This window comes from Flagellimonas crocea, assembly GCF_033441595.1.
GTDB lineage: Bacteria > Bacteroidota > Bacteroidia > Flavobacteriales > Flavobacteriaceae > Flagellimonas > Flagellimonas crocea.
The window spans coordinates 120,154-132,467 of the sequence record NZ_JAUZVX010000005.1 but is presented as its reverse complement, the minus strand read 5'-3'; the positions used below and the strand labels follow the sequence as shown (position 1 = coordinate 132,467).

Below are 12,314 nucleotides of genomic sequence, written 5' to 3'. Positions count from 1 at the left end.
ATAGAATGAACCAAAAGCGCAACAAGCACAACGCAGAATCTGTTGTGGAGGGCGACATCAACCTGACTCCTGCGAGGGGAACATGGTTGCAGAACGAAGTGAGCGATGAAACCAAGGAACTACTGGAAAAGGACGCAAAGTATTTTATGCATCAATCCATGTCCACACCTTGTTTGGACGTGCTCCAGAATTGTGAAGGTTCGCACATGATAAGTGTGTCGGGCAAGAAATATCTCGATTTTCACGGAAACAATGTGCACCAAATCGGGTTTTCCCATCCAAAGTTGGTCGCTCGACTAACGGAGCAGCTTCAAAACTTGACTTTTTCCACAAGACGCTACACAAATGAAACTGCCATTCAATTTGCAGAAAAGCTGACCTCCTACACCCCAAAAGGCCTTAATCGCATCTTATTGACCCCGAACGGAAGCTCGGCCATAGGCATTGCTCTAAAATTGGCCAGGGCCATTACGGGAAAGCACAAGGTGGTATCTTTTTGGGATTCGTTTCACGGTGCCTCTCTGGATGCCATCAGCGTTGGGGGCGAAGCAATTTTTCAGGAGCATATGGGACCGTTAATGCCCGGTGTGGAGCGCATTCCTCCCCCAATAACCTATCGGGGCATATTTGAAGGAAACGAGGACAAGGCATTGGAATATTTGCAATATGTTTTGGAGAAAGACCCTGAAATCGGCGCGTTTTTGGCCGAGACCATTCGCAACACCGATGTACAGATTCCATCAAAAAAATTCTGGAAAGCCGCTAGGGAGCTTTGCACCAAACATGGTGTTTTGTTGATTTTGGATGAAATACCCATCGCTTTTGGAAGAACGGGTACCATGTTCGCCTACGAACTTTTCGACATTGAGCCTGACATTCTCTGCTTGGGCAAAGGGTTGGGAGGTGGTATTATCCCTCAAGCCGCGATTGTTACCCGGGAAGAATACAACAAGTTCGGACACATTTCCCTTGGTCATTACACCCACGAAAAAAGTCCGTTGGGCGCTGTGGCAGGATTGACGCTTTTGGAGGTGTTGGAAGAAGAAAACATCTTGCAAAAGGTGAAGGAAGATGAAGAATTCATGAGAAAAGCCCTGTACAAAATGCATCGAAAATATTCCTTGATCGGAGACGTGCGTGGAGTGGGATTACTTTGGGGCATCGAACTCGTAATTAACAGGACCACCAAGGAAAAAGCGACCGCCGAAGCCGAAGAAATTATGTACGAGTGCCTAAAACAAGGGTTAAGTTTCAAGGTTTCCAAAGGAAACGTACTACAGCTTTCTCCTCCATTGACCATAACCAGGGAAGAACTGGAAAAAGCCTTTGAAATATTGAACTGTGCCTTTTTAAAAACCAATGCTATAGCCTAATGAAAAAAATCAAACAACTATTTATCGTATTCTGTTTGGGTCTGATGGAGCTTACCGCCCAAACCGAACCCCAAATTTTAGTGCAGCCCTATCTTCAGGATGCAGAACCGAATTCCAGTGTGATCATGTGGGAAACCACCAGTGGCGAAGAAAGCATAGTGGAATGGGGGACCACGGAAAAACTGGGCAAAAAAACATCAGGAAAAGCCGAGGATATCAATTTCTCTGAATCACGGGTGCATACCGTAAAACTGGAAGGCCTCAAGCGTTTTACGGAATATTTTTATCGGGTAAGGACCGGCAAGGCCAAATCCGATATTTTCCAGTTCAAGACACCGCCATTTTCAAGCGATGAAGAGTCGTTCAACATTGTTGCCATGAGTGATATGCAGTACGATAGCCAGCATCCGAACAAGTTTTCCGAAATCGTGAACCAAGGCATTCTACAGTATTTGGAAAAGGAGCACGGTGGCAAGTTGCCGGACAATCTGGCTATGGTGATGATACCCGGGGATTTGGTTTCTTCGGGCAGTAAATATTACCAATGGAAAGAACACTTCTTCGACCCGGCACAAAAACTCTTTGCTGAGGTGCCCGTGTATCCCGTTTTGGGCAATCATGAGAAAAATTCTGTTTTCTACTTCAAATACTTCAGCCTTCCGGAAAATGGAACGCCCGCCTTTGCCGAACATTGGTGGTACAAGGATTATGGTAATACGAGAATCATCGGGTTGAATTCCAACGAAGGTTACCGCGATCTTCGCGAACAATATGAATGGTTGGAACAAGTTTTGGCCGATACCGAAAAGAACGAGGATATTGATTTTGTGTTCGCTCAGTTGCACCATCCCCACAAATCCGAACTTTGGATTCCGGGCGAGGAAGAATCCACAGGGAAGGTGGTTAAAATGTTGGAGGCCTTTTCAACCAAAACAGGAAAGCCCAGCGTTCATTTTTTTGGACACACCCATGGCTATTCAAGAGGGCAATCTAGAGACCACAAACATTTGTGGATCAATGTGGCCTCAGCTGGGGGAGCCATCGACAATTGGGGCGAGTTCGAAGGCAGGGATTATGATGAATTCACCGTTACGCAGGACGAATACGGTTTTGTTATGGTCGAAATCGACGGTAACCGGAGCGACCCCAAATTCACTATCAAAAGAATCAGTCAAGGGAACAACTTAAAGTCAAGACAAAATGAGCTTCGCGACAGTATTACCATTTGGCGATTGGAGAAGAAACCCGATGCCCCAACAGTAGTTTCCCCAGCAAACAATGAAGTGGTACTGGAAGAATTTGTCACCTTGAAGGCCGGAGAGTTTTCAAGTCCGCTCGGTGGTGCTTTCCATGCGGCTGCACATTGGCAAGTTTCCCAAACCCAAGATTTTGAAAAGTTGGATTTGGACAGCTGGAAACAGTTCGAAAACTGGTACTACAAGGAAAATCGTCAAAAAGAGGACGATTTGACCGATGAAAAAACCAAAAGATTACAACCCAATACCACCTATTATTGGAGGGTTCGGTACCGAGACCAAAACCTGAATTGGAGTGATTGGTCCGAAACAGCATCATTTAAAACAAAGTAAGAAAATGAAAAATAGAATCTTGTTTTTGATGATTGCCACGGTGGCAATGTTCAGGGTAAATGCCCAAAATAAAGATACCAAGGTAGTTTTGATAACGTTGGACGGTTTCCGTTGGCAGGAACTGTTTACCGGCGTAGATTCCCTTTTGATAGACAACAAGGATTATGTTCACGAGCCCGAAATGTTGAAAAAAGCTTTCTGGAGAGACACCCCATCTGAAAGAAGAGAAGCGTTGTTACCCTTTTTCTGGAGTCAAGTGGTAAAAATGGGCCAGATTCATGGAAATCGAAAGTTGGAAAGCAAAGTAGATTTGACCAATTCCATGTGGTTCTCTTACCCGGGTTACAACGAAATTTTGACAGGAACTGCAGATGATAAAAATATCCGAAGTAATGACAAAATACCAAACCCCAACACAACAGTTTTAGAGCTTTACAATAACGCCGCCGAAGGAAAGGGCAAAGTCGCTGCCTTTGGTAGTTGGGATGTATTTCCATCCATCGTAAATGAAGAGCGGTCAGGAGTTCCCGTCAATGCGGGTTTTGAGTCAGCTACAGGAAACCTGAATGAAAGGGAAAAGTTTCTCAACCAATTGCAGAACCAGATACCCAGTCCATGGGGCTCCGTCCGGTTGGATGCATTTACGCATCATTACGCTTTGGAGCACATGAAAAAGGAACATCCAAAATTGGTTTTCATTTCCTACGGAGAAACCGATGATTTTGCCCATGATGGGGATTATCAAGCTTATTTAAAATCGGCCCACAATACCGATGGGTTGATTAAGGATGTATGGGAGTTTACCCAACAAGATGATTTTTATAAGGACCAGACCGTGTTTTTGATTACTACGGATCATGGCCGGGGAACCGAGCCTTTGGACACATGGAGAAGTCATGGAAAGGATATTAAAGGGGCAGGCTCTGTTTGGATGATTGCTTTTGGAAAAAATGTTGACCCCAAAGGCGAAGTAAAGGAGGAAAAACAATTATACTCCAACCAGATTGCACCGACTATTTTAAAGATACTGGGAATACCCGTTCCAAAGGAAATCGAGGGAAAACCCATGAAATTATAAGTTTAAGTTCGTTTGATTCAGTTTATTAGTTTGCGTAACCGCAGTAGACCCGTGCCATTGGTACGGGTCTCGTTTTTTGGCATCTCCCAAGAAGTTTCGTTTTTACTAAAATGGTTACCTTAGAGGAACGTATTTTTATCACATGAAAGAAGAACTTTTAGCAACATTCAGCAACCATTTTGAACAGCCCCTTATAGATGAAATTATGGAAGAAGGGAGATTAATGGAAGTTCCTGCGGGCGAGACCATAATGGATATTGGGCAGTACATCCGAAGTATGCCCTTATTGTTGTCGGGAGCAATTAAAGTTCTTCGGGAGGATGAAGAGGGAGATGAACTGCTGCTGTACTATCTGGAACAAGGTGAGACCTGTTCGGTGACCATGGCCTGCTGTATGGGGCAGACCAAAAGTGAAATCAGGGCGATTGCCGAGACCGATTCCCGACTGGTAATGGTTCCCGTTCAAAAAATGGAAGAATGGATGGCCAAGTACAAAGGTTGGCGCAATTACGTTTTTGAAAGTTACCAGAACCGCCTGAACGAGCTGCTACAGACTGTGGACAGTATTGCATTTAAAAACTTGGACCAAAGACTGGTTGATTATCTTAAAAAGAAGGTTGAGGTCACGAATGACAACCAAATAAGAAATACCCACCAAGAAATAGCATACGATCTCCATACTTCAAGAGTTGTGGTTTCCCGATTGCTAAAAAAATTGGAAAAAATGAAGAAATTGGAACTGCATAGAAATTACATTCAAATTGTGAATCTCTAAGTTTGTGCCCTTTGTTACTGTGGATTGCCATTAGGCAACCTATTTTTGCATAAAACCAATTGCATGCTCAAAAGGATTTTTCCCTTTTTATCGTGGATTACCAACTATGATCGCTCAAAGTTAAATAGCGATTTAGTGGCAGGTCTTACGGTGGGAATCATGTTGATTCCTCAAGGTATGGCCTATGCCATGATTGCCGGAATGCCCCCTATTTATGGATTGTATGCTGCATTGGTGCCCCAACTTGTCTATGCCTTAATGGGAACTTCAAGGCAATTGGCCGTTGGGCCCGTGGCCATGGATTCATTATTGGTGGCAGCAGGTGTCGGAGCCTTGAATTTAATCAACAAGGAGGACTATATCACAACGGTACTTTTCCTGACTTTGCTTATCGGGGGTCTGCAATTGCTTATGGGAATATTAAAAATGGGGTTTTTTGTCAATTTTTTGTCCAAACCGGTCATAAGCGGGTTTACATCGGCTGCGGCACTTCTTATAGGTTTTGGTCAATTGAACCATATATTGGGAACCAACTTTGCACAGTCAGGTAGAATACACGAGCTTTTAGCGAATATATTCCGAAGCTTGCCCTACATTCACTGGCCTACCTTTGTTATGGGCTTGGGATCCATACTATTTATAGTTCTGTTGAACAGATTCAATAAAAAATTACCAGTGCCTCTGTTCTTGGTGGTATTGGGCATTTTGGCCGTGGTTATCTTCAGTCTTAATACGTTGGGAATCCATATTGTGGGAGATATCCCAAAGGGACTTCCCGGTTTTCAGGCCCCTGAGTTCCAGTGGGACAAGATGGGGCAACTTATGCCCATAGCCATAACCGTGGCCCTATTCGGATTTATGGAATCCGTTTCCATAGCCAAAACGGTAGAGGAAAGGCATCCCGAGTATGAATTGGATCCCAACCAAGAACTCCGAGCATTGGGTATTGCCAATATTTTAGGTTCATTCTTCCAGTCCTTTTCGGTATCGGGAAGTTTTTCAAGAACCGCGGTGAACGACAAAGCAGGGGCAAAAACAGGAATGTCATTGATTTTTAGCACCCTGATCATTGCTGGGGTATTACTTTTTCTTACCCCTTTGTTCTATAATCTTCCAGCAGTGGTGTTGGGGGCCATTATTATTGTTTCGGTATCGGGTCTCATCGATTTAAGATATCCGTGGGTACTTTGGAAAAATAGAAAGGATGAATTCCTGTTGTTGGTCGCCACTTTTTTGATGACACTGTTCATTGGGTTGATGGAGGGAATCCTTTTCGGGGTATTATTGTCCTTAATGTTGTTGGTCTACCGGATATCCAAGCCACATATGGCGGTATTGGGAAGAATCAAGGATACAAGCTATTTTAAAAATATAGATCGCTTTTCGGGCGATGTGGAAGTGGAAGCCGATAAACTGGTGATACGTTTCGATGCCCAATTATATTTCGGCAACAAGGATTATTTCAAAAAGCAACTATACCGGCAGATTGCAAAAAAAGGCCCGGTACTGAGGTATATCATTTTAAATGCGGAACCTATCAATTATATTGATAGCAGCGCCGCTTCCATGTTGGAGCGTATCATCTTGGATTTAAGGCACCGTGACATCCACTTTTTGATTGCAGCGGCCATAGGTCCAACAAGGGATATTTTGTACAGTAGCGGAATCGTGGATATCCTTGGGGAAGAGAACCTGTACGTACAAACAATCGACGCCGTGAACGGTTGTTCCGAGCAGAGTGAAAGGAGCTTTATGCAGAAAAAAGTGTCCCTACAGTCCAAAAACAAGAGTTTGTAACTTTGGTGACTGAACTTACGGATGCGGAATACTATATTTGAAAAAACTGGAAAACATGAAAATAGAACAGATATATACAGGCTGTCTTGCACAAGGCGCCTACTACATAGAAAGCGAAGGAGAAGCAGCAATAATCGACCCGCTACGGGAAATCGACCCCTATTTGAAAACAGCAAAGGAAAGTGGAGCAAAGATCAAATATATTTTTGAGACACACTTCCATGCCGATTTTGTAAGCGGCCACCTTACGCTATCCAAAGAAACCGGAGCGCCCATTGTATACGGTCCTACCGCTGAACCTTCATTTGAAGCTATTATTGCCAAAGATCAGCAGGAGTTTAAACTGGGTAAAATCACCATAGTGGCATTGCATACACCCGGTCACACCATGGAGAGCACTACCTATTTGTTGAGGGATGAAAATGGAAAGGATCATGCCATTTTTAGTGGGGACACCTTGTTCCTTGGAGATGTTGGCCGTCCGGATTTGGCCCAAAAAGCGGCCCATATGACCCAAGAAGAACTGGCGGGCACCTTATTCGATAGCCTTCGAAACAAGATTATGCCATTGGCAGACGATGTAATTGTTTATCCGGCACATGGTGCTGGTTCCGCATGTGGAAAAAACATGATGAAGGAAACCGTGGACACCTTGGGCAATCAGAAAAAGATGAACTATGCCCTTAGGGCGGACATGACCAGGGATGAATTTATCAAAGAAGTGACCGATGGTCTTTTGCCACCACCACAATATTTCCCTTTGAACGTAAAAATGAACAAAGAAGGCTACGAGGATATTGATAAAGTATTGGAAAGAGGTACCCAAGCCCTATCTCCAGATGCTTTTGAAGCTGCGGCTAACGAAACAGGTGCCGTTGTGCTCGATGTGCGCCATCAAGATGATTTTGCAAAAGGGCACGTGCCACGTTCCATATTTATTGGGCTGGACGGTAGTTTTGCCCCATGGGTGGGCGCATTGGTAGCCGATGTAAAGCAACCGATACTTTTGGTAACGCCCGAAGGTAGGGAAGAAGAGACCATCACTCGATTGTCCCGTGTTGGGTTTGACCATACCTTGGGCTTCTTAAAAGGCGGAATCGAGGCTTGGAAGGCAGCAGGAAAAGAAGCGGATACCGTGGACAGCATCAATGCAGAAGAGCTTAAAGAATTGATGGCAGAAAAAGAGGAGATTCCTGTTTACGATGTCCGAAAGGAATCGGAATACCAAGCAGAACACGTGGAAAATGCACACTTGACCCCTTTGGATTATATCAACGACCACTTATCTGAATTTCCCGAAAAAGAAACTTTTTATGTACACTGTGCGGGAGGATATCGCAGCATGATCGCCTCTTCCATTTTGAAGAGCAGGGGTATCCATAATTTGGTGGACGTAGCAGGTGGTTTTGCCGATATTAAAAAGGCTGGAATACCCGTTACGGACTATGTTTGCCCCACAACACTGAAATAAGTCCAAATCCCACTGGAAAATTGATTAAAAAGATGGGCTGTGTAACCGTGGTTACTGACAGCCATGGGTTGTTGAAGTACTTTGGTCTCACAAAACAATGAGACTATGTCAATACTCGGTTTTTTGTTCAAAGAACATAACCTTCCCGATGAAATCCAGATAATGGATAGGGAAGAATATAGGGAAGCCATATCCCGCGGAAAGGTGCAGTTGGTGGATGTGAGGACCAAGGCAGAGTTTGCTTCTGGTCATATCAGTGGAGCCAAGAACATTGATTTTTTTCAAGGTTCCGCTTTCGAATCAGCATTTTCCAAGATGAAGAAAGATGCCCCGGTATTTATTTATTGCCAATCCGGAAACAGAAGCCAAAAGGCGGCCAAACGATTGGTAGAATTGGGCTTCGCCAAAGTGTGCGACCTTAGGGGAGGCTACAGAAACTGGTGCTATTAAATTCATGTTGCTGTGCAAACTACTTTTCAAGTACAAAATCTAAAGTGCGGAGGTTGTGTAAAGAGCATCTCCAATAAACTTTCGGGAATAAAAGAAATTAAAAATGTGATTGTGGATAAGGAAAGCTCATCGGTTAGCTTTGATCATCAAAGCGCCGATGATGCTTCCTTAATTAAAGATGCCCTTAAACGCATGGGCTATCCCACCATTGATGACGAAAATGGTTTTGTGGACAGAGCAAAATCGTTTGTAAGTTGCGCGAGCGGAAAGTTGGCTTAGGTAATTAAATGGACATCACCCTTCATCTTTTTTTCTAAAACCGGATACTGATTGACCCCAGAACCCCTTCGGAAGTTTTTCATCACCGGGAAACCCCAACTCTATTTTACCATTGCTTTCGGGAATATAATTTGTTCGGAATAAATAGTCCCAAAGACTCAGGCTAATTCCAAAATTCATTCCATAGCGATGCCCCTCGGGAAGATTGTAGGCATGGTGGTACAGGTGCATCACCGGATTGTTCAGCACATATTTTAACGGGCCATAGGTCAGTTTAATGTTCGAATGGTTAAAGTGTCCGATGGCAATGGCTACAAAATGTACAATATAGGCCTGTTCGGGCTCAAACCCTCCGAGGACCATCAATCCCAAAGTTTTTAAGGGTTTGTAAAGAACATTTTCCATCCAATGGAAACGCATGTGTGCAGCGAAGCCCATTTCCTTCACGCTATGGTGTACTTTATGAAATTCCCAAAAAGCAGGGACCCTGTGCAATAGGATATGAGTGAACCATTGAACAAAATCGAGCACTACAAAAAACACAAGCAACTGAACCCATTGAGGCCAATTGGCAATATCCACAATGGCCAAAGATTTTGAAGTAATTCCGAAATCGTAAAAAAGTATCGTCAAAACTTTATAAACCCCGTTTATGATGATGGCGAATACAAAGAAATTGAAGAACATATAAAATATATCAAGCCAAAAGTCCTTTCTAAAAATGGATTGTTCCTTGCGCCATGGAAAGAGGATTTCCAGCCCCCATACCAAAAGTGAGATAAGAATCAAACCCCAAAAATAATTGGTATACCAAGGCACATCAAAAACAATGGATTTCCAGGTCCATTGAACCATTCCCCAAAAACCATTAACTAGCGCATCAACATATTTCATTATAGCTATTTTAGCTCATACCATTCAATATTCTCCAAATTCTGGCGGCGTCCCTTATCGGTCGGAGCATAATTTTTTGATAAATAGGTCAAAATCAATTCCTCATTAGCGCCCAAATCCCAAAGGTTCTGGGTTTCCTGCATCCATTTTATAGTAGCTTTCCATCCTTCCCTGCTCATTCGGTTTTGGGTGACCAATTTTGCGGAGTGACAGGCGGTACAATTTTGAATGGTCGCTTGCATTCCAGTATCATCTATAAATCCGGTGGCAACATGGACACCGTTTTCCACTTTGTCGTAATCATCGGTGGTTTCTTCCAAAGGAATCTCCACAATGTCCGGTTGCGGGGTATAGTTGGCCCAATAGTATAGCCCACCAAAGAGGAAAAGAACCAATATTAGAAAGGACAAGAGGGTTTTGGAAAGTGCGCGTACCTGTTTTTGAAACTCGTTTCCCATCTTATACTATTTTGACTGCTATACGATGGCAGGCATTGTTGAGATATCCTTTCGGGTTCCAGCCAGGAAGTACCATCGGCTGAGCTTTTCCTTTGGCATCCGTAGCCCTGCCCCACACCTCGTAATACCCTTTTTGGGGAAATGACACTGTTGCGTTGAAATGTTGCCACGCCAAACGGTTAGCTGGTTTTTTAAGGGAACAGCTATGCCAGGTACTGCCAAAATCGATGGAATATTCCATTTTTGAAACCTCAAGTTCACCTGCCCATGCATGGCCATTGATGTTCAATGTTTGGCCCTGTTTGATCAGTGCTCCACTTTTTGGGTAGGTTATCAAGGATTTTACCGGCATGGACTCTATGATGCACATATCAGAATCTTCGACCTTGCTGCCCGGGGCAACAGTTTCGCAAGGGACACGGTACGAGGTGCCCCCCATTTTTTCACCATCGTGCACTTTGTTCCGGACACTGATTCGATTGACCCATTTCCCCGACGTGGATGCGGGCCATCCCCCACATACCAAACGCAACGGGTGTCCATGCGCCAAGGGAATAGCCGAACCGTTCATGGCGAAGGCAAGCAAAGTTTCGTCTTGCATAGCCTTGGATATAGGAACACCCCTGGAGATAGGTTCCTTTTTTGGGTCTCCGCTCAAATGGGTGTCTGCTCCATGATAACCGATGTAGACCGCATCGGAATTGATTCCTGCATCCTCAAGAACGTCCCGTAGTCTTACTCCCGTCCATTCGGCACAGGATACCGCACCTACGGTCCATTGGTTTCCTTTTGCAGGTGGATTGAACTCACTTCTACCGTTGCCCCCGCACTCTAGAGTAAGTTGGTAGGTATGGTGCTGAAATTTACTTTTAAGTTCGTCAAGGGAATAGGTTTTAGTGTTCTTTACCGATTCACCATCCAGCGTCAAAGTCCATTTGGAAGTATCGATTTGTTCTGGAATCCGACCATTGTTTCTAATAAACATGAATTTGTTCGGGGTAATGTCATCGTTCAGTAGATGTGCCTTGGCTTCCATATTCCAGGGCTTATCGTTTAAAACCACCATTTCCTTGTCCTTGCTGAACATTTTGAAAGGGTCAGGGTCCTGTAATCCCAAGGGTAAGTAATCTTTCGGCATCCTATGGGCAAAAACTATTTCACTGCCCAAAACGGTGGCCATGGCTGCCAACGAAATTTTATTCGTGAAACCTCTTCTGTTCATTTAGGTCAAAATTTAAATGTATCGTAAAAATAGGCAAAGCTATGTAACCGATGTTACCGTAAGGTTGAAAGTAAACATATAATTTTACGGTAAGAAACTGATTGTCAGAATCAATAAAAGGGTTGTTAATTAAATTGTACCGTAAAATCCAAATCTATCGATTATGAAAAAAAATATGGGCGGTGCAGACCGCACAATTCGGATTCTTCTCGCACTGGGTGTGGGAGCTTTGTACTATTTTGATGAGATTACAGGAGCGATGGCATATGTGCTGCTTACTTTGGCGGCCATATTTGTCTTGACGAGCTTTGTTGGTTTTTGTCCATTGTACACCCTTTTCGGGATAAAGACGTGCAAGGTCAAAAATTAGGTTTTTTGGTTGTTTGATGATTAAAGACCACTTCCAACGGAAGTGGTCTTTAACATTCTACCATCAAAATTGATAAATCTCAATCAAAGAAAGTTCAGAATCACGCCCTTGTTTTCCTTAACATGATGATTATCATGTTATGGCCGATCTACAGCAGTTAAATTTGGTTCAAACTTAAAACCTATTTTATGAAAATTTTGAATAGCGTTCCATTGGTTTCTTGGGAAAATGGCATTTGGATGATAGGGTTGTTTGCACTTGTGGCCTTAGTTCTTGTGGTCGCAGTATTTGCCTTGATGAACAGCGGTAAAAAATAAACACTGACCACATATTCCAGAAATGGATTTAGCATAGATGATTCGTTTCTATGTTAAATCCATTTCGTTTGTCATAAAAAATCCAAATATGGATATTGTCCTGTTGTAAACTGACTTCCTTTTACGTTGATGGTCCTTTACCACTACTCCATAAGAGGGTCGACTTCATTGTTCCGTTTTAAATACGCTCGGGTTCTTAAACGCTGACTTTAATCATTGTTACAGCGCTCAATGCAGACTT

13 protein-coding genes are annotated in these 12,314 nt (G+C 43.5%); 10 read left to right on the top strand and 3 right to left on the bottom strand.

Going from position 1 to position 12,314, the window contains the following annotated elements:
* Positions 1-5 precede the first annotated feature (5 nt).
* From pbfA to SD449_RS16890, 8 genes are all read left to right on the top strand, one after another.
* Positions 6-1,373 (top strand): (R)-1-hydroxy-2-aminoethylphosphonate ammonia-lyase, encoded by a 1,368-nt coding sequence (pbfA, locus tag SD449_RS16925; protein WP_318312254.1) that lies wholly within the window; start codon positions 6-8, stop codon positions 1,371-1,373.
* Positions 1,373-2,962, top strand: a complete 1,590-nt coding sequence (locus SD449_RS16920) for a fibronectin type III domain-containing protein (protein ID WP_318312253.1) — start codon at positions 1,373-1,375, stop codon at positions 2,960-2,962. The genes pbfA and SD449_RS16920 overlap by 1 nt, the downstream gene beginning before the upstream one ends.
* 4 nt (positions 2,963-2,966) lie before the next feature.
* Entirely contained in the window at positions 2,967-4,040 is a 1,074-nt protein-coding gene (locus SD449_RS16915; protein WP_318312252.1) for a sulfatase-like hydrolase/transferase, read from the top strand.
* 142 nt (positions 4,041-4,182) lie between these two features.
* The gene (locus SD449_RS16910) at positions 4,183-4,815 is read left to right on the top strand and encodes a Crp/Fnr family transcriptional regulator (protein WP_318312250.1); all 633 of its coding nucleotides are present in this window, start codon (positions 4,183-4,185) and stop codon (positions 4,813-4,815) included.
* 63 nt (positions 4,816-4,878) lie between these two features.
* Positions 4,879-6,612 carry a SulP family inorganic anion transporter gene (locus SD449_RS16905; RefSeq protein WP_318312248.1) on the top strand — a complete coding sequence of 578 codons (1,734 nt, stop codon included), beginning with the start codon at positions 4,879-4,881 and terminating at the stop codon, positions 6,610-6,612.
* A 55-nt stretch (positions 6,613-6,667) separates the two neighbouring features.
* Entirely contained in the window at positions 6,668-8,083 is a 1,416-nt protein-coding gene (locus SD449_RS16900; protein ID WP_318312247.1) for an MBL fold metallo-hydrolase, read from the top strand.
* Positions 8,084-8,188: 105 nt separating this feature from the next.
* Positions 8,189-8,533 (top strand): rhodanese-like domain-containing protein, encoded by a 345-nt coding sequence (locus SD449_RS16895; protein ID WP_318312246.1) that lies wholly within the window; start codon positions 8,189-8,191, stop codon positions 8,531-8,533.
* Between the two features lie 12 nt (positions 8,534-8,545).
* Positions 8,546-8,812, top strand: a complete 267-nt coding sequence (locus tag SD449_RS16890; protein WP_318312244.1) for a heavy-metal-associated domain-containing protein — start codon at positions 8,546-8,548, stop codon at positions 8,810-8,812.
* Positions 8,813-8,827: 15 nt separating this feature from the next.
* Here SD449_RS16890 and SD449_RS16885 read toward each other — a convergent pair whose 3' ends face one another.
* From SD449_RS16885 to SD449_RS16875, 3 genes are read right to left on the bottom strand one after another with little or no spacing between them, the layout of a single operon-like run.
* Positions 8,828-9,709, bottom strand: a complete 882-nt coding sequence (locus tag SD449_RS16885; protein ID WP_318312382.1) for a sterol desaturase family protein — start codon at positions 9,707-9,709, stop codon at positions 8,828-8,830.
* 2 nt (positions 9,710-9,711) lie between these two features.
* Complete coding sequence (locus tag SD449_RS16880) at positions 9,712-10,164, bottom strand: monoheme cytochrome C (RefSeq protein WP_318312242.1); 453 nt, start codon at positions 10,162-10,164, stop codon at positions 9,712-9,714.
* A gap of 1 nt (position 10,165) precedes the next feature.
* Positions 10,166-11,386, bottom strand: coding sequence for a sulfite oxidase (locus SD449_RS16875; RefSeq protein WP_318312241.1), 1,221 nt, complete (start codon positions 11,384-11,386; stop codon positions 10,166-10,168).
* 163 nt (positions 11,387-11,549) lie between these two features.
* On the opposite strand from SD449_RS16875, the gene SD449_RS16870 reads away from it, so the two are divergent.
* Positions 11,550-11,756: a YgaP family membrane protein gene (locus SD449_RS16870; RefSeq protein WP_318312240.1), complete on the top strand. Its 207-nt coding sequence runs from the start codon at positions 11,550-11,552 to the stop codon at positions 11,754-11,756.
* Between the two features lie 188 nt (positions 11,757-11,944).
* The gene (locus tag SD449_RS16865) at positions 11,945-12,073 is read left to right on the top strand and encodes a hypothetical protein (RefSeq protein ID WP_262904443.1); all 129 of its coding nucleotides are present in this window, start codon (positions 11,945-11,947) and stop codon (positions 12,071-12,073) included.
* Positions 12,074-12,314 lie beyond the last annotated feature (241 nt).

Coding starts and splice junctions, on each gene's coding strand:
- pbfA (WP_318312254.1), top strand. CDS start 6: ATGAACCAAAAGCGCAACAAGCACAACGCAGAATCTGTTGTGGAGGGC.
- SD449_RS16920 (WP_318312253.1), top strand. CDS start 1,373: ATGAAAAAAATCAAACAACTATTTATCGTATTCTGTTTGGGTCTGATG.
- SD449_RS16915 (WP_318312252.1), top strand. CDS start 2,967: ATGAAAAATAGAATCTTGTTTTTGATGATTGCCACGGTGGCAATGTTC.
- SD449_RS16910 (WP_318312250.1), top strand. CDS start 4,183: ATGAAAGAAGAACTTTTAGCAACATTCAGCAACCATTTTGAACAGCCC.
- SD449_RS16905 (WP_318312248.1), top strand. CDS start 4,879: ATGCTCAAAAGGATTTTTCCCTTTTTATCGTGGATTACCAACTATGAT.
- SD449_RS16900 (WP_318312247.1), top strand. CDS start 6,668: ATGAAAATAGAACAGATATATACAGGCTGTCTTGCACAAGGCGCCTAC.
- SD449_RS16895 (WP_318312246.1), top strand. CDS start 8,189: ATGTCAATACTCGGTTTTTTGTTCAAAGAACATAACCTTCCCGATGAA.
- SD449_RS16880 (WP_318312242.1), bottom strand. CDS start 10,164: ATGGGAAACGAGTTTCAAAAACAGGTACGCGCACTTTCCAAAACCCTC.
- SD449_RS16875 (WP_318312241.1), bottom strand. CDS start 11,386: ATGAACAGAAGAGGTTTCACGAATAAAATTTCGTTGGCAGCCATGGCC.
- SD449_RS16870 (WP_318312240.1), top strand. CDS start 11,550: ATGAAAAAAAATATGGGCGGTGCAGACCGCACAATTCGGATTCTTCTC.
- SD449_RS16865 (WP_262904443.1), top strand. CDS start 11,945: ATGAAAATTTTGAATAGCGTTCCATTGGTTTCTTGGGAAAATGGCATT.